18 protein-coding genes are annotated in these 19,909 nt (G+C 69.0%); 10 read left to right on the forward strand and 8 right to left on the reverse strand.

Translation table 11 applies throughout. The features are described from left to right. Positions 1-137 precede the first annotated feature (137 nt). Positions 138-842 (forward strand): class I SAM-dependent methyltransferase, encoded by a 705-nt coding sequence (locus AB2U09_RS13730; RefSeq protein WP_459193293.1) that lies wholly within the window; start codon positions 138-140, stop codon positions 840-842. A 139-nt stretch (positions 843-981) separates the two neighbouring features. Beyond that, on the forward strand, positions 982-1,536 hold the full coding sequence (locus AB2U09_RS13735) for a GNAT family N-acetyltransferase (protein ID WP_459193294.1): 555 nt from the start codon (positions 982-984) through the stop codon (positions 1,534-1,536). A gap of 42 nt (positions 1,537-1,578) precedes the next feature. Here the strand turns inward: AB2U09_RS13735 and endA are convergent, their stop codons facing one another. Further along, on the reverse strand, positions 1,579-2,646 hold the full coding sequence (gene endA / locus AB2U09_RS13740; protein WP_459193295.1) for a tRNA-intron lyase: 1,068 nt from the start codon (positions 2,644-2,646) through the stop codon (positions 1,579-1,581). Between the two features lie 98 nt (positions 2,647-2,744). Between endA and AB2U09_RS13745 the strand changes: the two genes are divergently transcribed. Further along, positions 2,745-3,386 (forward strand): HAD family hydrolase, encoded by a 642-nt coding sequence (locus AB2U09_RS13745; RefSeq protein WP_459193296.1) that lies wholly within the window; start codon positions 2,745-2,747, stop codon positions 3,384-3,386. Here AB2U09_RS13745 and AB2U09_RS13750 read toward each other — a convergent pair whose 3' ends face one another. The 4 genes from AB2U09_RS13750 to AB2U09_RS13765 form a co-directional block, all read right to left on the reverse strand. Continuing rightward, positions 3,387-4,106, reverse strand: coding sequence for a DUF91 domain-containing protein (locus AB2U09_RS13750; protein WP_459193297.1), 720 nt, complete (start codon positions 4,104-4,106; stop codon positions 3,387-3,389). A 128-nt stretch (positions 4,107-4,234) separates the two neighbouring features. Continuing rightward, on the reverse strand, positions 4,235-4,483 hold the full coding sequence (locus tag AB2U09_RS13755) for a DUF8028 family protein (protein ID WP_459193298.1): 249 nt from the start codon (positions 4,481-4,483) through the stop codon (positions 4,235-4,237). Positions 4,484-4,784: 301 nt separating this feature from the next. Further along, positions 4,785-7,130, reverse strand: a complete 2,346-nt coding sequence (locus tag AB2U09_RS13760) for a DEAD/DEAH box helicase (RefSeq protein ID WP_459193752.1) — start codon at positions 7,128-7,130, stop codon at positions 4,785-4,787. 92 nt (positions 7,131-7,222) lie between these two features. After that, complete coding sequence (locus AB2U09_RS13765; RefSeq protein WP_459193299.1) at positions 7,223-8,617, reverse strand: MATE family efflux transporter; 1,395 nt, start codon at positions 8,615-8,617, stop codon at positions 7,223-7,225. 107 nt (positions 8,618-8,724) lie between these two features. On the opposite strand from AB2U09_RS13765, the gene AB2U09_RS13770 reads away from it, so the two are divergent. The 6 genes from AB2U09_RS13770 (at position 8,725) to AB2U09_RS13795 (ending at position 14,725) form a co-directional block, all read left to right on the forward strand. Next, positions 8,725-9,882: a M48 family metalloprotease gene (locus AB2U09_RS13770; RefSeq protein ID WP_459193300.1), complete on the forward strand. Its 1,158-nt coding sequence runs from the start codon at positions 8,725-8,727 to the stop codon at positions 9,880-9,882. Between the two features lie 128 nt (positions 9,883-10,010). Beyond that, entirely contained in the window at positions 10,011-10,208 is a 198-nt protein-coding gene (locus tag AB2U09_RS13775; protein WP_459193301.1) for a hypothetical protein, read from the forward strand. Between the two features lie 112 nt (positions 10,209-10,320). Continuing rightward, positions 10,321-11,946, forward strand: coding sequence for a potassium channel family protein (locus AB2U09_RS13780; RefSeq protein WP_459193302.1), 1,626 nt, complete (start codon positions 10,321-10,323; stop codon positions 11,944-11,946). A gap of 239 nt (positions 11,947-12,185) precedes the next feature. Then, positions 12,186-13,118, forward strand: a complete 933-nt coding sequence (lipA, locus tag AB2U09_RS13785) for a lipoyl synthase (RefSeq protein WP_459193303.1) — start codon at positions 12,186-12,188, stop codon at positions 13,116-13,118. Between the two features lie 93 nt (positions 13,119-13,211). Further along, entirely contained in the window at positions 13,212-13,949 is a 738-nt protein-coding gene (locus AB2U09_RS13790) for a 2-phosphosulfolactate phosphatase (RefSeq protein WP_459193304.1), read from the forward strand. Beyond that, positions 13,949-14,725: a PHP domain-containing protein gene (locus tag AB2U09_RS13795; protein WP_459193305.1), complete on the forward strand. Its 777-nt coding sequence runs from the start codon at positions 13,949-13,951 to the stop codon at positions 14,723-14,725. The genes AB2U09_RS13790 and AB2U09_RS13795 overlap by 1 nt, the downstream gene beginning before the upstream one ends. On the opposite strand, the gene AB2U09_RS13800 is transcribed toward AB2U09_RS13795, so the two are convergent. Genes AB2U09_RS13800 through AB2U09_RS13810 form a run of 3 tightly spaced genes read right to left on the reverse strand, consistent with a single transcriptional unit; the run spans position 14,718 to position 18,394 of the window. Further along, complete coding sequence (locus tag AB2U09_RS13800; protein WP_459193306.1) at positions 14,718-15,677, reverse strand: energy-coupling factor transporter transmembrane component T; 960 nt, start codon at positions 15,675-15,677, stop codon at positions 14,718-14,720. The two genes, AB2U09_RS13795 and AB2U09_RS13800, sit on opposite strands and share 8 nt — an antisense overlap. Then, entirely contained in the window at positions 15,674-17,515 is a 1,842-nt protein-coding gene (locus AB2U09_RS13805; RefSeq protein WP_459193307.1) for an ABC transporter ATP-binding protein, read from the reverse strand. The genes AB2U09_RS13800 and AB2U09_RS13805 overlap by 4 nt, the downstream gene beginning before the upstream one ends. A 15-nt stretch (positions 17,516-17,530) precedes the next feature. Next, positions 17,531-18,394 carry a DUF8171 family membrane protein gene (locus tag AB2U09_RS13810; RefSeq protein WP_459193308.1) on the reverse strand — a complete coding sequence of 288 codons (864 nt, stop codon included), beginning with the start codon at positions 18,392-18,394 and terminating at the stop codon, positions 17,531-17,533. 411 nt (positions 18,395-18,805) lie between these two features. Between AB2U09_RS13810 and pdhA the strand changes: the two genes are divergently transcribed. Beyond that, entirely contained in the window at positions 18,806-19,909 is a 1,104-nt protein-coding gene (gene pdhA, locus AB2U09_RS13815) for a pyruvate dehydrogenase (acetyl-transferring) E1 component subunit alpha (RefSeq protein WP_459193309.1), read from the forward strand.

A 19,909-nucleotide genomic window follows, 5' to 3' on the forward strand; every position in this document is an offset into this window, starting at 1 on the left:
GACGCGTCGACCGGCGCGACCTGACCGACCGGGCCGGTCGGCGCCGCCAGCCGGTTTCATCACCGGACTACTGCCAGGCCGGCATCGGACGACGATCCGACGTACCGGACCCGACGACCGATTTTTCTACCCAACGCATGAGCGACGCAACCCACCACGACACCATCGACTGGCACCGCTTCTGGACCGACGCGGACGACAGCGATCGCGAAGACGCCGCACCGAGCGCCCACCACGCGACCGACGCCGTCACGGACTTCCTGGCGGAGACGGGCGTGCCCGACCCGTTCGCCGACGTGGGCTGTGGCCCCGGCCACGTCGCCTTCGCGGTCGATGACGAGTTCCCGGAGGCCGAGGTCGTCGGCTACGACGCCGCCGAGCCGGTCCTCGCGGAGAACCGCGAGCGCGCCCGCGACCGCGACGCCGGCGTCGGCTTCGAGCGCGCGGTCCTCCCCGACTTCGAACCCGAGCAGGCGTTCGACGTCGTGTTCTCGTACTTCACGCTCTGTTACGTCGCGGACGTCGAGGAGGCGCTCCGGGCGATGTACGACGCGGTCGCGCCGGGCGGCTACCTCGTCTTCAACTACCAGAACCGCCTCGCTCGCGCACACTGGCGGCGGATGGCCGAGGAGCCCGAGGAGTACCTCGGCGAGGACTCGCAGTTCGACGCCGACCGCTTCGCGGACCGCTTCCGACTCCTGCTCAACGGCGAGAACCTGCTCTCGTACGAGCGGATCCGCGACGCGCTCGGAACCTGGCCCCAGAGCGTCTGGTCGGTGGTCGACAGGCCCGACGCCCGGTGGGCGTGGCGACACCACCCGCTGGTGTACGTGCCGAAGTAGGTCGTCGAAGTCCACCGTCTCCGGTGGGGCGTGTTACAACTGCCGGCTCGCAACAGCCAGAACAACGGTTCGAGGACCTCCGAGACGGAGTGAGAATGGCAGCGGAAACACTGACGGTCACGGCGATCCGATCAGCTGCATGCCAGGACCAGTCTTCCTTGCCGGCGAGCGAGTAACGCTCCGTCCCGCGCGGAGCGAAGACGCCGACTTCCTCCTCGAAAACCGGAACGACCCGGCGGTGCGCGCCGGACGGACCGCGCAATACCCGAGCGGCCCCGACGATGTCGAACCGTTTCTCGGCGGGACGATGGGGCGAAACGACGAGTCGGTCGGTCTGCTGGTCTGCGTCGACGAGCGCCCCGTCGGCTGGGTCCTGATCAACCGCGAACGGATGGGAGATTCGGAGTACGACCGCGGCGAACTCGCCTACTGGATCACGCCGGACGGGTGGGGGAACGGGTACGCGACCGAAGCGAGCCGCGTCCTCCTCGACCACTGTTTCGACGGCCTCGGCCTGCACAAGGTCGTCGCACGCTCGTTCGAGTCGAACGAGGGATCACAGCGTGTCATCGAGAAACTGGGATTCACCCGCGAGGGGACCTTCCGCGACGAAGCGTACGTCGACGGCGCGTGGGAGGATTACTACCGATACGGACTACTCCGCGAGGAGTGGCGAGAATCGCGACGCGAATAGGTCGATCCCGGCCCGCCACTGCTGATTCGCGGCTCGGCGCGTTCAGGGCGTCAGCCGGGTCACCGACAGCCACTCGATGCCGGCGTCGCCCTCCTCGTCACTGTCGACGAGCGCGACGACCATCGTCTTCCGCACGCCGTGGGCCAGTCGCACGTCGAGCGCCAGATCGCGCGGCGAGAAGGTGTGGCCGGCGTCGAACACCCGGACGAGCAACTCAGAGTGGCCGAGATCCTCCACCGACTCCACGTCGGCGTAGGTCCGGAAGTCCGCGCCGAACTTGTACCCGGTCTTGGGCACGACGCCGCGGTCGCGTAGCGACTCGTAGACGCGCAGGCGGCGGTCGAAGCGCTCGCCCTCGACCTCGCGGCCGCGCTCGACCACGGCCTCGGTGCCGCCGTCGACGTCCAGCACGCCCTCGCGGGCGAGATAGGCCGCTTCGAGCAGGGATAGCTGGATGACGTCGCCGCGCTGGTCGTCCAGCGGCTGGCCGTAGAAGCCCTGTTCGTAGAGGATCGCCGGCGGGTCCCACAGCAGGACGCGGTCGGAGAGCAGTTCGCCCGAGACGCCGCTGGGGAGGTCGGCTCCGCTCGTCCCCGTGATCTCCGGGCGTTCGGTCTCCAGGTAGGTGAGTTCGCTCTCCTCGTCGACGACGGCGAGCACGAGGTCGCCGAGGTTCGCGGCCGGCACGTCCTCGCGCTCGCTGACGGCGGCGACCCGGTAGGCCACCTCGTCGCCCCACGGCCCCGAGCCGCGGGGGTAGACGAGGAAGTCCACCGCGGGGTCGTCGATGGCGTTCCGGGCGGCCGGGGAGTCGCTCCACCCCGCTCGGGCGGGCGAGAGGTAGAATCCGCGGTCGCGCAGGTCCTTGTAGACGAGGAAGGCGGTCTCCGAGACGGCCGCGGAGGCGAGGAACGCCCGGAAGTCCATCGGCTCGCCGTCCGGCCCTTCGACGGCGTCGAGGTCGCCGCGGTAGAGGAGGTGGGCCGCTTCGACGGGCGCGAGTTCGAGCGCGCCGGCGTCGACTGGGTGGCCGTACCCGCTGGAGTCGTAGTAGCGCTCGCGGGCCTGCCCTCCCGCGCGCACAACGTCACCCGAGAGCGTCGCTTGCATGGAGTATCGGTGCCACCCGGCGCTGAAAGCCCCTGCGATCACGAGGCTCCGAACGGACCGTCCAAAAAGCACTCCACGGGGCCGCGAGACGACCGGGCATGGACGCGGTCTGTTTCGACATGGACGGCGTGTTGGTCGACTCCGAAGACTACTGGCATCCCTACGAGCGGGACGACCTCCTCCCGCAGGTCGGTCTCGACGACCTCGACCTCGACGAGATTACGGGGATGAACTACCGGGAGATCTACGACTACCTGGTCGAGACCTACGAGATCGAGATGGCACGGGCTGAGTTCCTCGAGTGGTACGAGGAGGCCGCGACCACCATCTACGGCGAGGAGGTGCGCCTGCTCGACGGCGCCGACGACCTGCTGGCGACGCTCAGGGATCGAGGCGTCGCCGTCGCGCTCGTCTCTTCGTCGCCCCACGACTGGATCGACGTGGTGCTCGACCGGTTCGACCTCGAATTCGACGCGGTGATCAGCGCCGACGCGCTGGACGGGCCGGGCAAGCCCGAACCGAGGGTCTACGAACACGCCGCCAGCGAAATCGGCGTCGATCCCGCCGATACTGTCGCCGTCGAGGACTCCGTCCACGGCATCGAGTCCGCGAGTCGCGCCGGAATGTACGTCGTCGGTTTCCGCCACGGCGCCGCGGACCAGACCGACCGGAGCGTCGCGGACTACGTCGCCGACTCGCCCGCAGACCTGCGCGAGCACCTGCTCGCCCGCACGGAGTAGTCAGGTCTTCTCGCAACCCGTATCGAGACACCGCCGGCCCGAGGGCGTCTCGAAGACCGGCAGCCCGCACTCACAGGTACCGTCGATCACGCCGGTCGGGATGCCGAATCCGGTGTCGCAGTCGGGGTAGCGCTCGCAGCCGGCGATGAGGCCGCCCCGGCGGAGCACCCGCAACTCGCCGTCGCAGTTCGGGCAGTCCCACTCGCGGTCGAAGCGCTCGGTCACGCAGTCGTCGATGGATTCGCAGTCCCGATCCACGCAGACCTCGAACTCGTCGCCGCGCTCCACCCGCAACAGGGGGAGCCCACAGACCGGACATGTCTCGTCCAGGACGGCCGCGTCCCGCGGGACCGAGTACTCCCCCTCACAGTCACCACAGCGCACCGCGCCGCCGGCGAGCACCAGCCGGCCGTCGCAACGCGGGCAGTCACCGACGGGGACGCCGGCCCGCGAGACGGGGTGGCGGGCCGTGCCGTGTTCGTCGTGGATCTCGACGCGCAATCGCTGGTCGCCCTCGCGGGCGTCGAGCACGCCGTCGACGAACTGGACGCTGTCGGCTCTGGTAAGCCACGCTACGGGCTGGTAGCCGTCGGCGTCGTGGACCAGCACCGTGTTGTCCGGCTTGACCACCGTGACCACGTCCCCGCGGTGTTCACGCTCGTTTCGTCCGTCGAACGTCGCCGTGCAGTCGCCCGCGACGACGCGCACCTCGTCGTGCATGGGACGGCGTGGCCGCGCTCTCGGATTTAAAGGTCGGGACGGATCGAGGAGAAAGGCGGGCCGCGGGGAGGAACGGACCGCGTGAGTGGAGGGCAGTCAGTCGTTCGCGCGGTGGAGGGGAGCGCGAGTCAGTCCTGATTGTAGCCGTGGCCGAGTCGGAGAGCGACGACGTTCGCGATCAGCAGCGCGACGAACAGCGGAACCTGTTCGGAAGCCGAGCCCGTGACGACGAGCGCCAGCATCGCGAACGGCAGCGCGACGGCCGACCAGAAGCCGGCGAACTGGAACGAGCCGACGACCAGCGACTGGAGGCGCTGTGCGCCGCGGGAGGCGGGGAGTTCGGGGACGGAGCGACGGAACGGGGAGGCACTGGACATCTGTTGTCACCTACTACCCACATGCATCCGCTACCCCATATAAAGGACAGACCGCTAGGGTGATTTCGCGCCGTTTGACGATTTATCCCCCGTCGACCGGACCTTTTAGTTGATTTTCTAATCTTTTACAACCGTTTGAAAACCGCTTAGAGCGTTTAAAACAGAATCTAAACCAGTTTCGTATTTTCATGGACGGCGTGAGATACGGTTGCGGCGAACCCCGTGTTGGAAGCCGATTCCGGCCCGGTGAGCCCCCCGCGTGTGGAGGCGACGGTGGCGCGCGGGAGGGGCCGTCGCTCGGTCACTCGACGCGGACCGAACGGGTCTCGACGACGGGGTGGAGCGGCAGTTCGGGGAACGCGACCTCGATGGCGTACTCCAGCTCGGCGGCGTCGCCGCCGAAGACGCCCACGGGCAGGTTCACTTCGCCGAGATAGCGGTTCTTCGTCGCCATCTCGACCCCGTTGACGGTGACGCGCAGGCCCGCGCGGGCGTCGCCGCCGACGTTCCGGACGGTGACCTCCCGCATGTCGTTCTCGCCGGCGGCCACGCTGTCGGGGAACTCGCCCCACTCGACGACGACGTTGGGAAGTTCGCCCGCGCTGTCGAGGACGCGATCGGCGACGCCCTCGGAGAGACCGGCCGAGCGGAGCCCCGAGACGCCCGCCTCGCGGACCGCGGCCGGCGTGGTGATCCCCTCGGCGGCGAGCTTGCTCGCGCGGCCGGAGGCGACGCCGTCGATGGCGGTCAGGCCGACCGCATCGTCGCTGATGCCGTTCTCGATGCGCGCCTCGATACGGCGGGCGAGGTTGGCCGCCGTAGCGCCCGCGAGGCGGTCGAGGAACGCGCGGAGGGCGGCGAGCAGGCGCAGGACGTTCTGGGTGATCACCCACGCGTCGCTCTGGAGTTCGCCGGGCGTCGTCCCGCGCATCCGCGATTCGAGGATGGCGAGCACCTTCCGGGCGCCCGGGTCGAGGTCGTCGGTCTGCCCGAGGACCGCGGCGACGGCGTCGCGCTCGTCCGAGCGAGCGCTGACGCTGTCGAACTCGGCGGCCGTCGCGATCGCTTCGAGGATCGCGTCCTGGTCGAGCTCGCCCTCCTCTTCCGCCAGTTCGGCGAGATCAGCGAACTCCCGCGCGGTGTCGAGCCGCAGGTAGAACTTCGAGGCGAGGCGACCCAGCGGCGTCGGTTCGAGGCGCATGTTCTCGCGCTCGACGAACCCGCGGGCGACGAGCAGGCGGAGCGTGTCGCTGACTCGCTCGCGCAGGGCGCTCTCGGAGGCGTACTCGTCGGGGGCGCTCTGGGCGCGGACGTAGTAGAACGTCGTCTCCAGCCAGTCCATCACGTCGTCGATGTCGCCGATCGTCCCGAGTGCGATCTCCGCGTTGAGGTGGGCGTCGAGATCCTCGGCCAGCCGCGACTCGATCTCCTTGCCGTCGCGCAGGAGCGTCCGGTACTTGTCGGCGTCCGAGGAGTCGCAGACGACCCAGGCGTACCCCTTGTCATCGTAGCCCGGTCGCCCGGCGCGGCCGAGCATCTGGAGCACGTCGAGCGGGCTCATGTCTACTTCGCCCTCCAGTGGGTCGTGGAGCTTCGTGTCGCGGATGACGACGCAGCGGGCGGGCAGGTTCACGCCCCACGCGAGCGTAGAGGTAGAAAAGAGCAGTTGCAGTTTGCCTTCCTTGAACCACTGCTCGACGAGATTCTTGTCCTCCTTCGAGAGGCCGGCGTGGTGAAAGCCCACGCCGTCGAGGACCGACTGGCGGAGCGTGTCGTTCGAGAGTTCGGAAGCGTCGGTGTGGAAGTCGTAGTCACCGCGAGCGCCCATCGGGATGTCGCGTTCGACGATCTCGTCGCGGGCCTTCTTGGCGGCCTGGACGGTGTCTTGCCGCGAGGAGACGAACACCAGCGCCTGCCCCTCGTCGCGGATGTGCGGTTCGGCGATGTCGAGCGCGCGGTAGAGCCGTCGATACTTGTCCGCGAAGGCGTTGTCGCCGTGGGTGTAGGTCCGCACGTCGGCGTGCAGCGGGACTGGCCGGTACTTGTCGCCGAACTCGAAGGTGTTGTCGGCGGGGGCGTCGAGCCACCCGGCCACGTCGTCGACGTTCGGCATCGTCGCCGAGAGCGCGACCACTCGTGGGTCACAGAGCCGTCGCAGGCGCGACACCGTCACTTCCAGCACGGACCCGCGCTTCTCCGAGTCGAGGAGGTGGACCTCGTCGATGACGCAGCAGTCCACGTCGGTGATAAAGGAGTAGCGCGGCGAGTCGTGTTTCCGGGTGGCGGAGTCGGCCTTCTCGGGGGTCATCACGAGGATGTCCGCCCGCTCGGCGCGGCGGGGGTTGAGGTCCCGCTCGCCGGTGACGACGTACACGGAGTAGCCCATCTCCTCGAAGCGCTCCCACTCGCTCTCCTTCTCGTTGGTCAGCGCGCGCAGGGGCGCCAGAAAGAGGGCGGTCCCATCGGCTTCGATGGCTTCGCAGATGGCGACTTCGGCGAGCGCGGTCTTGCCGCTGGCGGTCGGTGCGCTGACGACGACGTTCTCGGTCGAGTCGAGCAGGGCGGGGAGGACCTCGCACTGCATCGCGTTGAACCGCTCGAAGGGAAACGCGTCGGCGTACTCGGGCAGCACCTCCGACACCGCCAGCTCCGTCTCGCCGTCGGCGTACGATGACACGACAGGAGGCGGGGGCCCCGTCGCCATAGGCGTTTCTATGCCGGAGTGAAAGTGGTCCAGAGTCAGTCCGAGGGGGCGGCCTCGTCGGCCGCCTGACGGAGCATCCCCCTATCTGTCGAGCGGTAGAAGTACCCTGCGAGCCACAGCGCCGCGGCGATATTGGAGAGCGTGACGCCCCAGAAGACGGCGGCGACGCCAAGATCGAGGACGTAGGCGCCGACGACGGCGATCGGCAGGCGGACCGCCCAGTACTGCGCGAGCGTCGAGTACATGCTCACGTCGGTGTTGCCGGCGCCGTTGAACCCCGCCTCGACTGTGTAGATGACACCCAGCGCCCAGTACCCGTAGGCGAGGATCTGCAGGTAGAGGACGCTGTACTCCAGCGCCTGCCCGGAGAGATCGGGGACGAACACCTGCGCGATGGGCGCGGGGAAGAACCACTGGATCACGGCAAACACCGAGAGCCCGACGGCCGCGATGGCGACGCCGATCCAGGTCGCTCTGCGGGCTCTGGACGGTTGCTCGGCGCCGAGGTTCTGGCCGACGACGCTCGTCGACGCCTGTGCGACGCCGGTGGCCGGGACGAACGCGACGGTCGCGACCTGCGACCCGATGTGGTAGGCCGCGAGCGCGGCCGAACCGCCGACCGCCGAGACGATGCCGATCATCCCGAGGCGGGCGACCTGCCGCCCGCCGTTCTGCCCTGCGATGGGGAGCCCGACATCGACGACCTCCCGAGCGGTGTCGAGGTGTGGGCGGAGCGCCTCACGGGAGAGGACGAATCCCTGCCGGCCGCGGGCGGCGAGCGCGAGCGCGAACAGGGCGCCACAGCCGTAGCCGATGGCGGTCGCGAGCGCCGCGCCGAACAGTTCGAGCCGGGGGAACGGGCCCCAGCCGAGGATGAGCAGCGGGTCGACGACCACGTTGACGACGATGGCGGTGAGGTTGACGTACAGCGCAGCGCGGGTGTCACCCCACCCGGTGAAGCCGCTCTCCAGCGTGTCGCTGGCGGCGACGGCGACGAGCGCGAGCGCGTAGGCCGTGAGGTAGCTGACCGCGTACGACTGGACCGTCCGGCCGTCGAGGAACGCCGCCGCGATGGGGTCGGCCGCGAAGACGAGTCCGGCACCGAGCACTGCCGCGACCGCGATCGCGCAGTACGCCGCCGTGACGGGGACCCGTCGGGCCGAGGCCGCTTCGTCCGCACCCACCCGCTGGGAGGTGACCACCTGGCTCCCGGTGAAAAACGCCTGGAGCGGGACCGTCAGCAGCGCGACGACGACCGTCGCCAGACCTACAGCTGCAACCGCCTCGCCGCCGAGGCGACCCACCCAGAACAGGTCGACGACCGACTGCGCGACCAGCGCGAAGTTCTGCGCGACGAGCGGTCCGGCCAGTATCACGAGCGCCCGAGCCAGCGACCCGCCGACGATGTCCTCGCGCGATACGTCGAACATGCCGTATCGTCTGTCGGCCATACATGTTAAATATTTGTATCTATGTTCTGATTGGAATGACAGAGTCGTTCGGTGACATTTTGTGCCCCCCGGGCGACGCTCCGGGAGTGAATCCCCCGCTCCCCTCCGCGGCGGCCCCGGCCGCCTATGCAGTCGTCGCCCACGCGGTTGTCGTCCTCCTCGTCGGCGCAGCGGTTCGCTGGCGCGCTCGGACCGCCTACGAGAGCCCCGCGAACGACGCCGAGACGGCGGTCGAACTCCGGCGTCTCCGCCAGCGAGGCGTGGTCGCCGGCGGCACGCTGACCGCGGTCGTCACCTACCTGTCCGGACTTGCGCGGGCGGCACAGGCCGGAGGCGCCAGCGCCATCACGGAGGCGACGGGGCTGGCGCTGGCCGGAGCAGTCGCCGGCGTCGTCGTCGCCGTCGCGGTCTACGCGCTCCCGGTCGTCATCCTCGCACTCGTCGTCCGGCTGGCGACGGTCCCCTACCGCCGCGCGGTCCGCGGGTTCCGGGTACGCTACCGCGACGCCGCGGCGTGGGAACTGGAGCGCGACGGGGTGGGACTCGTCGGCATCCTGCTGACCGCTGGCGTCATCGCGACGGTCCCAGCGGGCTGGCCGCGCGTCCTCGCGGCGGTGGGACTGGGACTGGTCGCGACGGCGCTGACGCCGTTCGCCGTCGTGGTCGCCCTGCGGACGCGCTGGCCGACCGACGACGAGCGCGCAGCGGTGGCCGACGTACTCCCGCCGGGCGTCCGTCTGCGGGTCGTCGACGACCGGACGCGCATCGGCAGCGCCTTCGCCGCCGGAGTCGTCCCCGGCGCCGAGTACGTCTTCTGCGCCGAATCACTGTTCGCCGTCCTCGACGACGCGGAGCTGCGGGCCGTCGTCGCCCACGAGGTCGGCCACCACGCTCACGAGCACGTGCTCCTGCGATACTCGATGGTCGCCGTCCTCGCAGGCGTCGCGCTCGGCGTCGCCTCGGTCGCGCCCGGGATCGCGCTGGCGGCGCTGGTAGTCGGTACCGCGCCGGCCGCCGTCGCCCTGGCGTGGGTCGTCCGTCGGACCGAGGAACAGGCGGACGCCTACGCCGCCGAGGCTGCGGGCGGCGCGGCGCTCGCCAGCGCGCTGGAGACGCTTTCCGAGACTCGATACGTCGTAGAGGCGACCGGGTCGTCCCGCCTGCTCGCACATCACCCGCCGGTGAACGAACGGATCGACCAGTTGCGGACGAGGAGCGAGCGGGTCGGCGGCCGCGTGCAGTAAGTCGATACCGTCGCGGGACGTGCGGACGAGTCTCGCAGCCGCCCAAAGTATATTTCGGACGGCCGACACTGCTCGGGCGTGCCGATGGACGACCCCGAGACCTACTACGACGAGCACGACGAGGCCGAGTGGGACCGGCTGACCGTCGGCGACTGGTCGGGCTCGAAGGGCTGGCGTCGGTCCTCTCGGCCGGGCCGCTGCGCGAGGAGACCGATGACCTCTCCGAGTGCCAACTGGCCGGTATCCGCGCGCTCGTCGACGAACTCCGCGACGACCGCACCGTCGCGGACATGTCCGCCCACATGCTCGCCGTCTGTCGCGTGTGAGTGAGCGCTGTCCGGCTCGGCGGCCGTCGTATAGCGTCGGTGGTCGCCGTTGCCCGGGAGACCGCTGCCGAGGAGTGGCTATTACTGGCCGCACTCCGTGATACTAGATGACATGGACAGGCGAACGCGGCTCACCGTCTACTACCTCGTCCTCGTCGTCGGCGTGCTCTCCGGGTTCGTGGTCCTGTACAACTACGGGATGACCACCTGGGAGGACCGGCCGCAGCCGCTGTATCGGTCGGTCGAGGCCGTCGTCCAGACGGTCACCACCGTGGGGTACGGCGGGGACGCCCCGTGGTCGAGCCCGCAGATGAACTACCTCGTCTCCCTCATGGCCCTCTCGGGGCTCGTGCTCATTTTCGCGGCGCTCCCGGTGCTCGTCGTGCCCCTCTTCGAAGACGCGTTCACGTCCAGCGCCCCCTCGTCGGTCCGCGGCGTCGACGAGCACGTCGTCCTGTGTGACTACGGGCCCCGCGAGGAGGTCCTCATCGACGAACTCACCGAACGCGGCGTCGAGTACGTCGTGGTCGACGCCGACCGGGAGAGCGCCGACGACCTGTACGCGGCGGGGTATACGGTGATGTTCGGGGACCCCGAGTCGGACGCCGCACTCCGACGAGCCCGGCTGGCAGACGCCGACGCGCTGATCGCCAACGTCGACGACGAGGCCAATCCGAGCGTCCTCCTCTCGGCCCGAGCCGTCAGTCCCGACGTCCGGACGGTCAGCCTGGCCGAGGACCCGGACGCCGCGGATTACCACCGATACGCGGGGGCCGACCACGTGCTCTCGCCCAAGCAGATACTGGGCGAACAGCTCGCGGCCAAAGCGGTCGGGACGTTCGATCCGGAGGCCATCGAAGCCGTCGAGATCGAGGAGGACTTCGACATCGCGGAGTTCCCGCTCCAGAGCGGGAGCGAACTGATCGGCCAGACCATCGGCGAGAGCGACGTCGCGGAGCGAACGGGAGCGTCCATCATCGGGGTGTGGTTCCGGGGAGAGTTCCGGAGTCCGCCACCGCTCGATGCCAGACTCGACGCGCGGAGCGTCCTCGTCGCGACCGGCGGCGACGCGGAACTCGACCGGCTAAAGGAGATGACGCTCTCCGAAGGACGTCGCCGGCGGGGAGACGTCGTCGTCGCCGGGACGGGCGTCGTCGGGCGGGCCGTCACGACCGCGCTCTCGGACGTCGGGGTCCGGTACAGGACTATCGACCTCGCAGAAGGCCCGACCGTCGACGTGGTCGGCGACGCGACCGATCGGCGGGTGCTCCGGGAGGCGGGTATCGCCGACGCCGACACCGTCGTCCTCGCGCTGCCGGACGATACGGCGACGGTCTTCGCGACGTTCGCCATCCGCGAGTTGAACCCTCGCATCGAGATCGTCGCCCAGGCGAACGAGCACGAGAACGTGTCGAAGCTGTACCGCGCCGGCGCGGACTACGTGCTCTCGCTCTCGGCGGTCAGCGGACGGATGCTCGCGTCGATCGTCCTCGGCGAGGATATCCTCTCGTCGGGAACGCAACTCAAACTCGTCCGGACGACGGTCCCGGGTGCTGCCGGCGAGTCGCTCGCCGACGCGGACATCCGCAACCTGACCGGCTGTACCGTCGTCGCAGCCGAACGGGACGGGCGCGTCGTCACCAATCCCGGCGCATCGTTCGTGATCGAACCCGGCGACGAACTCGTGGTGGTCGGGACCGACGAGAGCATCAACCGATTCCAGGCGGAGTTCGTCTAGCAGACCCCATCGGCAAACGACGGCGCGAAAGCCGGTCGCGGAACGTCGTGTCTGCTGCCCGGTCCAGTGGCCGGGTCACAGGGGGCGAGCGGAGAGGATGCGCCTCTATCGCGTACGGACGTACCGTCAGCCCATCGGTAGTCTGTCCGAGAGGCCACAGCTCTGGCGTTCACTGCCACCGAACCGGGCGGGAATCGGACTCCCGCACGCTTTTCAGCGGCCGAACCTAACTCTCGCCAATGAGTCGCGCCCGCAAGCCCGAGTGGCTGAAGATGCGGCCGCCGTCGGGCGAGCGCTTCGCGGAGATCAAGGAGACGCTCCGGGATCGGGACCTCAACACGGTCTGCGAGGAAGCCAACTGTCCCAACCTCGGAGAGTGCTGGTCGGGCCGCGACGGCCCAGGCACGGCGACGTTCATGCTGATGGGCGACCGCTGCTCGCGCGGGTGTAACTTCTGCGACGTCCAGACCGGCGGAATGGACCCGCTGGACGACGAGGAACCCGAGCAGGTGGCGGACGCCGTCGCGGAGATCGGTCTCGACTACGTCGTCCTCACGTCGGTCGACCGCGACGACCTGCCCGATCAGGGCGCCGGCCACTTCGCCCGGACGATCGAGGCCATCAAGGAGCGCCACCCGGGCATCCTCGTCGAGGCGCTGGTGCCCGACTTCCAGGGTGAGGAGCGCCTGGTCCGGAAAGTCCTCGACGCGGAACCGGACGTGTTCGCGCACAACGTGGAGACGGTCGAACGGCTCCAGTGGCCGGTCCGGGACCGCCGCGCGGGCTACGAGCAGTCCCTCTCCGTGCTCCGGCAGGCCGCCCGCGAGTCCGACTCGTACGTCAAGACGAGCCTGATGCTCGGCGTCGGCGAGTACGACCACGAGGTCTACCAGACGCTGTCGGATCTGCGGAGCGTCGGCGTCGACGTGGTGACGCTCGGCCAGTACCTCCAGCCCTCGCGGTCGCACCTCGAAGTCGCCGAGTACGTCCACCCCGACGCCTTCGACACCTGGCGGCGGGTCGCCGAGGAGGAACTGGACTTTCTCTACTGTGCGTCCGGGCCGATGGTCCGCTCGTCGTACCGCGCGGGCGAGCTGTTCGTCGACGCCGTCCTGCGGGACGGCAAGAGCGTCGAGCGGGCGCGCACGGAAGCGCGGGCCGGTGGCGACTGACCGCGGACGCCGTCAATATCACTACGTACCGGACGGGAGCCGACAATAGCACTCTTAGCAAGGGGCTTCAGTCCGCTCCGTGCGGAACCGGGTATGCGTTCGATCGCGGACCCAGACCTAGAGGAGACGCTCACCGACCGGATCCTGCCGTCGCGCGCTCGCATCCCCGAGGATCCGCCGGCCGGCAACTACGTCGTCATCGACGTCACGCACTTCTCGACGACGGTGGTCGAACTGTTCGAGAACGGCGCCGAGTACGTCCACGTGACCGAGGAGCGCGGGGACGAGCACGCCTTCGCCGAGGAGCACCCGCGGGCGAAGATCGGCGGCGGATCAAGCGAGGAGTACACCCCCACCGAGGGCTACGACTTCTTCAACTCGCCGACGTGGGTGCAGGACACCGACGTGGCCGGCCGCCCCACGGCGCTGACCTCGACGAACGGTGGCGCCGCGGTGACGGACCTCCGGTTAGGCGGTGACGACGACGTGGACGTCTACGTCGGTACCCTCGCCAACGCGCGGGCGGTTGCGGACTGCCTCGACGATGCGGATAAGCCGACGTACATGGTCGCCGCGGGGTCGAAGGGCAAGCCCTCGCCGGAGGACACCGTCGGCGCGCTGGTCATCGGGCGCCACGTCTACGGCGAGACCCCGAGCGACGCCGAACGCGACCTGTACCGACAGATCGCGAAGCTCGGGAAGGCGCCCAAGTACGAGCAGAAGGCCGACATCCGGCTGAACGACCTGCTCGAGTACGACCTGCGGTTCAGCGAGAGCGCCGTCGTCCCGAAACTCGACGGCCAGAAGCTCTACGACGTGGGCGGCGAGTGATGCGCGCCGACCTCCACGCCCACACCACCTACTCCGACGGGTCGGCCCTGCCCGCGATGTGCCGCGCCGCGGAGCGAGCGGGCCTCGACGCCGTCGGGTTCACCGACCACTGCATCGCCGTCGACGACGCGTTCGGCCGCCGCGAGCGCTACGACCTCGTCGAGACCTACGAGCGCCGGCGGGAGGCCATCGAGCGGTTCCGTCCGCGGACGGACCTCACCGTCTGGGACGCCGCCGAGGTCAGCTACGTCGCCGACGCCGAAGCCGAAACTGCCGCCCTCCTCGAGGAGGCGGCGTTCGACTACACCATCGGGAGCGTCCACTTCGCCGGCCCGTACGACTACACCTCGGGCGCCCAGTACGTCGGCGCGTCCGACGAAACGCGCCGGGCGGCCGTCGAGCGCTACTTCGACGCCGTCGTCGCAGCCGTCGAGTCGGGGCTGTTCGACGTGCTCGGCCACCTCGACCTGCCCGAACGAATGGACGCGCTCCGCGGGTTCTCGCGACGGGCGGATTACGAGCGCGTCGCCGCGGCGCTGGCCGACGCCGACACGGTCCCCGAGATCAACGCCGGGCGCGTCCACGGGTCGCTGGGTCGCGTCCACCCGGATCCCGAGATGCTCGACGCGTTTCAGGAGCGAGACGTGGCGTTCGTGCTGGGCACCGACAGCCACTCGCCCGCCGAACTCGCGCGCCGCGTCCCCGTGCTCCGGACGGTCGTCGACCGCCACGGCGTCGAAGCGACCGAACTCGGGGCGCGAGCGACCGTCAGGTGAACGCCCAGACGGCCGCGACGAAAAACAGGGACCCGAAGACGAACGAGACGTCCCGGGTCCGGACCATCATCCCTTCCGTCCGAAGAGTGCGACTCCGCTCGTCGCCGAGCGAGCGGGAGAACCCCTTCGTCTCCATGGCCTCGACGGTGACCCGCGAGCGCTTCGCGACGTTGAAGATGAGCGGGTAGAAGGCCTTCACGGAGAGTTTCAGCAGATAGACGTAGTAGCGCCACTGCAGGATCCCCCGCTTCTCGGGCACCTCGCTGCGGAGTCGGAATGAGTTGACCAGCGCGTGATACTCCTCGACGAGCAGCGGCATCATCCGGTAGCCGTAGGCGATGGCGAAGGTGAGTTGCCGCGGGACGCCGAGGCGGAGCATCCCCTTGGCGAGTTTCTGGGGGCCCATCGCCGAGAAGACGGCGAGGCTGATCACCGAGATGATGGTGAGTTTCAGGAAGAAGGGGACGACGGCGCCGACGGCGTCGATGCCGACTTCCTGGCTGGTCATCGCGGTGTGGACGCCCCGCGAGGCCGACGTGGCGACGACCGACCAGGCCTCGCCGAAGACGGCGGGGTCGAGCGAGACGAGCGCCGTCGTGACGCGGCCCACGTTGTCGCCGAGGTACCCGAGCGCCTCCATCGTCCCGCCCATCGCCGGAACCAGCACGACGAAGAAGCCGACGTTGGTCACCTGCCCGAACAGCAGCAGCGCGAGCAGGTACTTGCTGACCTGCGAGATCGCGGCGAGGGCGAACGCCGCCGCCAGCAAGATCGCGAGCGGGAGCGGGTCGTAGAACAGCCACGGGACGACCATGAACAGGACCGTCCACAGCAGGACCACCCGCGGGTCGAACGTGTTCAACAGCGCGCTGTCGTTGTCGTAGGCCGTCCGCATCAGGTCGACCTTGACGTCCGCGATCGAGATGTCGGTGATCGCGTCGACGTACTTCACCGGCGGTCACCTCCGGCGTTGGGGTGACTGCTCGCATCGGTGCCGGGACGGTCGCTCGCGCCACCAGCCGAGCCGCGATCCGCCCCACCGTCCGTGAGAGCACCGTTCGGCGCGGTTGCGGCCTCCGACAGCGTCCCGACCAGGTCGTCGGCGGTGAGCGCCGGCGGATCGACGCCGAGGCGGTCGCTCAGCTCGGCGACCTGTGGCCTGCGTAGCCCCGTACTTGCCAGGAGGTCGGGGTCGTCGAAGACGGCGCCGGGCGGGGCGTCGGCGAGTACGTCGCCGTCGCCCATGACGATCACCCGGTCGGCCCAGCCGGCGACCAGTTGCAGGTCGTGGGAGGCGATGACGACCGTCTCGACACGGCTCTCGGCCTTCCGGAGCATCCCGGTCACCTCGCGGCGGCTCTGCAGGTCGAGGCTGCCCGTCGGCTCGTCCAGCAGGACGACCGTCGGGTCGGTCGCCAGCCCGATCCCCAGCGACGCGCGGCGTTGCTGGCCGAGGCTGAGCAATCGCCCGTCGCGGTCGGCGAGCGACCCCAGGTCGAGGTAGTCGAGGATCTCGTCGACGCGCTCGTCGACGTCGTCGGCCCCGCGGCTCTGCAGGTAGTACCCCACGTCCTTGCGGACGGTGTCCTCGACGAACATCTCCTCGGGGTTCTGGTGGATGTAGACGGTGTCGTCGGCGAGCGTCTCCGGCAGCGTCTCGCTCGTGTCCTTCCCCAGGACCGTGACATCCCCCTCGTCGGGGGATTCGAGGCCGGTGAGCAGGCGGAGCAGCGTCGACTTCCCGGCGCCGTTGGCGCCGACGAGCGCCACGCGGTCGCCCGCGTACAGGTCCAGATCCACTCCATCCAGCACCCGGTTGTACCCCTCCCGCAGCGTCGGGTAGCCGTGGCCGACGCCGTCGAGCGTGATGAGCGTGTCACCGCTGCCGCTCGGGAACGATCCCCTGTCGGATCCTCCGTCGGCGGCCCGCCGTCGGTCTTCGTCCCCGACTGCGGGGAACGCCGTCGCCGCCTCGTCGACGGTGACGGGGTAACGCCCGTCGGCCAGTCGGCCGGTCTCCTCCGGCAGGTCGGCGGCGATCTGGGTGACCTGCGGCGGGTGGATGTCGTGGGATTCGAGGTCGTCGAGCCTGTTGAGCCCGACCTCGACGGGCTCCTTCCAGGCGACGCCGCCGTCGGAGACCAGCACCATCTCGTCGCAGTAGTCGGCGATGAACTCCGAGTGGTGCTCGATGACGATCACCGTTTTGTCGAACTCTTCGTGGAGGCGGCGGAGCTGTTCGTAGGCCTCGCGGGCGTTCTGCGGGTCCAGTTGCGCGGCTGGCTCGTCGACGAAGACGAACTCGGGGTCCATCGCGAGCACGCCCGCGAGCGCGACGAGGTGTTGCTGGCCGCCAGACAGCTCCCAGACGAAGCGGTCCTCCAGGTGTGCGAGCCCCACGAGTTCGAGCGCGCGGGTCGCCCGCTCGGCGTAGTCGTCGAGGCCGTAGTTCAGCGGGGCGAACTCCACGTCGTCGCGGACGGTCTCCTGGACGAGCTGGTTCTCGAAGTCCTGGAAGACGTAGCCGACGGTCTTCGAGAGTTCCGCGACCGACGACTCGCGGGTGTCCGTGCCGGCGACCGAGACGCGGCCGTCGAACCGCCCCTCGAAGAAGTGCGGGATCAGGCCGTTGAACGTCTTGCACAGCGTCGTCTTGCCGCTGCCGTTGCCGCCGACGACGGCGGTGAACTCCCCGGGTTCGATCCGGAGGTTCGCGTCGCGCAACACCGGCTCGTCGCCGCCGGGGTACTGGAACGTCAGGTCCTCGACGAGGATGTCTGATGGACTCATCGAAAGCGGCCGCCCTCAGACCCCGCCCTCGACCTTGCGCTGTCGGTAGGCGACGAGCCCGAACGCGATCAGCGCCGCGGCGGCGATGGGGACGAACAGGAACGTCTCACCGTAGGTCTCGACGAACTCCGGCGTGAACGTGACGATCCCGCCGCTGGTCTCGCTGAGCGTCTCGGCGGCGAACGCCAGCGGGAGGAGCGCGACCCACACGACGAGCCGCTTCAGCGACGACCGGGTGAACATCGGGCCGTCGCGGCCCTCGAGGGGGCGCATCCCGAGGAGCGGTTCGATCTTCCCGCGCAGTCGGGGGTAGAGGAACAGCGTCGGGACGGCGCCGAAGACGACGCCGGCGACGAGTATCTGTAGCAGCGCGCCCATGCCTTCGGTCGCCCACACGGTCTCGGGGAGCCACGAGATGGCCTCCAGTTCCTCGACGCCGACGTAGAACTTCCCGACGTCGATGACCCAGGCGGCGATCTCTTCCATCGCCTTCGCGAGGAGTCCGACGCCGGCGATCTGCTTGACGTCCGAGGGGTCGGTGACGAGCGACATCGCGAAGAACCACGACGCCGTGACGACGATGAGCCCCTCGACGGCGCCCAGCGCGCTGAAGTCACCGATCAGGATCTCGCCGAAGACGATCCCGCCGACGGGGATGGCGAGACACGCCCAGAACGACCGGAAGAGGAGGACGACCGACATCGCGACGAACCAGAACGGTCCGATCGAGACGCCGAGGCCGCCAACCGAGAACTCCGGCAGCAGTTCCGTGATCATGCTCTGCAGACCGTGCAGCGACATGACGAGGATGAACACCATCATGTCCCTGTGGTCGAAGCTAAACGTCCCACCCGATTTCGTGGATGCGGTCGTCGCCATACGGCCGGCGATCCACCGACTCGCTCCTTAACCGCTGGTATGAGCCCTATATCGCCGACCTGTCGGATCGATACCGGAATGTGGTCACAGTAGCCGATCCCCCCTCTATTGAGTGGGGGTCACTTTCCCGAAAGCGGGCGAGCGCGGAGACGACACGGCCGGCGAGGCTGTCACCGCGATCGCGCGCCGAGTTCCGGATCGACGGGCCCAGTTACCGACGAAGGCAGGATGGAAGGGAACCGGACGTTCGTCCAGAAGCAACCCGAACTTCGGAGCAGAACACGAAACGTTTCAGCCGTCGACTGGTCGGTTCCCCACCTCGACCGGCAAGATTGGGCCACAGCGAAAGCTATTTACGGAAATCCTTAAGCCGACAGCCCCGCTTGGTTCGGGTATGCTTCGGAGGGTTCTATGAGCACTTTACAGCGCGATCCGGGGGACCGGATACAGGTCCTCGACGAGGACGGGCGGGTACTGGACGGTGCGACCGTCCCGGACCTGTCCGACGAGACGTTCGTCGAGATGTACCGGGAGATGACGCTGGCCCGGCGCTTCGACCAGCGGGCAGTGAGCCTCCAGCGACAGGGGCGGATGGGAACGTATCCGCCGCTGTCGGGACAGGAAGGGGCCCAGATCGGGAGCGTCCACGCGCTGGCCGACGACGACTGGCTGTTCCCCAGTTATCGCGAACACGCGTCGATGCTCCACAAGGGTCTGTCGCTGCAGCAGACGCTGCTGTACTGGATGGGCCACGAGGAGGGCAACGTCCGCACCGACGAGAACATCTTCTCGACCGCGGTGCCCATCGCGACGCAGATCCCCCACGCCACGGGGGCCGCGTGGGCCTCGAAGCTCAAGGGCGAGAGCAAGGCCTTCCTCTGTTACTTCGGCGACGGCGCGACCTCGGAAGGGGACTTCCACGAGGGGCTGAACTTCGCGGGCGTGTTCGACGTGCCCGCAGTGTTCTTCTGTAACAACAACCAGTGGGCCATCTCCGTGCCGCGCGAGCGCCAGACCCGGAGCAAGACGCTGGCTCAGAAGGCCGACGCCTACGGCTTCGAGGGCGTGCAGGTCGACGGGATGGACCCCCTCGCGGTGTACCAGGTGACGAAGGCCGCCGTCGAGAAGGCCAAACACCCCAATCCCGACGAGCTACGGCCGACGCTGATCGAGGCCGTACAGTACCGCTACGGCGCCCACACGACCGCCGACGACCCCTCGGTGTACCGCGACGAGGAGGAGGTCGAGGCGTGGCGCGCGAAAGACCCGATCCCCCGGATGGAGACGTTCCTCCGCGAGCGGGGCGTCCTCGACGACGAACGGGTCGAGGCGATCGAGAACGACGTCGAGGAGCGGGTTGCCGACGCGATCTCGGGTGCCGAGGGCGTCAAGCGCCCCGACCCGGCGGAGATGTTCGAACACGTCTACGAGGGAATGCCGAAGCGACTGGACGAACAGCTCGCGTACCTGCGACGACTGCGCGACCGACACGGCGACGAGGCGCTTCTGGAGTAA

It is taken from the genome of Halosimplex yunnanense, from assembly GCF_054504345.1.

Coding starts and splice junctions, on each gene's coding strand:
- AB2U09_RS13730 (WP_459193293.1), top strand. CDS start 138: ATGAGCGACGCAACCCACCACGACACCATCGACTGGCACCGCTTCTGG.
- AB2U09_RS13735 (WP_459193294.1), top strand. CDS start 982: ATGCCAGGACCAGTCTTCCTTGCCGGCGAGCGAGTAACGCTCCGTCCC.
- endA (WP_459193295.1), bottom strand. CDS start 2,646: ATGCAAGCGACGCTCTCGGGTGACGTTGTGCGCGCGGGAGGGCAGGCC.
- AB2U09_RS13745 (WP_459193296.1), top strand. CDS start 2,745: ATGGACGCGGTCTGTTTCGACATGGACGGCGTGTTGGTCGACTCCGAA.
- AB2U09_RS13750 (WP_459193297.1), bottom strand. CDS start 4,106: ATGCACGACGAGGTGCGCGTCGTCGCGGGCGACTGCACGGCGACGTTC.
- AB2U09_RS13755 (WP_459193298.1), bottom strand. CDS start 4,483: ATGTCCAGTGCCTCCCCGTTCCGTCGCTCCGTCCCCGAACTCCCCGCC.
- AB2U09_RS13765 (WP_459193299.1), bottom strand. CDS start 8,617: ATGTTCGACGTATCGCGCGAGGACATCGTCGGCGGGTCGCTGGCTCGG.
- AB2U09_RS13780 (WP_459193302.1), top strand. CDS start 10,321: ATGGACAGGCGAACGCGGCTCACCGTCTACTACCTCGTCCTCGTCGTC.
- lipA (WP_459193303.1), top strand. CDS start 12,186: ATGAGTCGCGCCCGCAAGCCCGAGTGGCTGAAGATGCGGCCGCCGTCG.
- AB2U09_RS13790 (WP_459193304.1), top strand. CDS start 13,212: ATGCGTTCGATCGCGGACCCAGACCTAGAGGAGACGCTCACCGACCGG.
- AB2U09_RS13795 (WP_459193305.1), top strand. CDS start 13,949: ATGCGCGCCGACCTCCACGCCCACACCACCTACTCCGACGGGTCGGCC.
- AB2U09_RS13805 (WP_459193307.1), bottom strand. CDS start 17,515: ATGAGTCCATCAGACATCCTCGTCGAGGACCTGACGTTCCAGTACCCC.
- AB2U09_RS13810 (WP_459193308.1), bottom strand. CDS start 18,394: ATGGCGACGACCGCATCCACGAAATCGGGTGGGACGTTTAGCTTCGAC.
- pdhA (WP_459193309.1), top strand. CDS start 18,806: ATGAGCACTTTACAGCGCGATCCGGGGGACCGGATACAGGTCCTCGAC.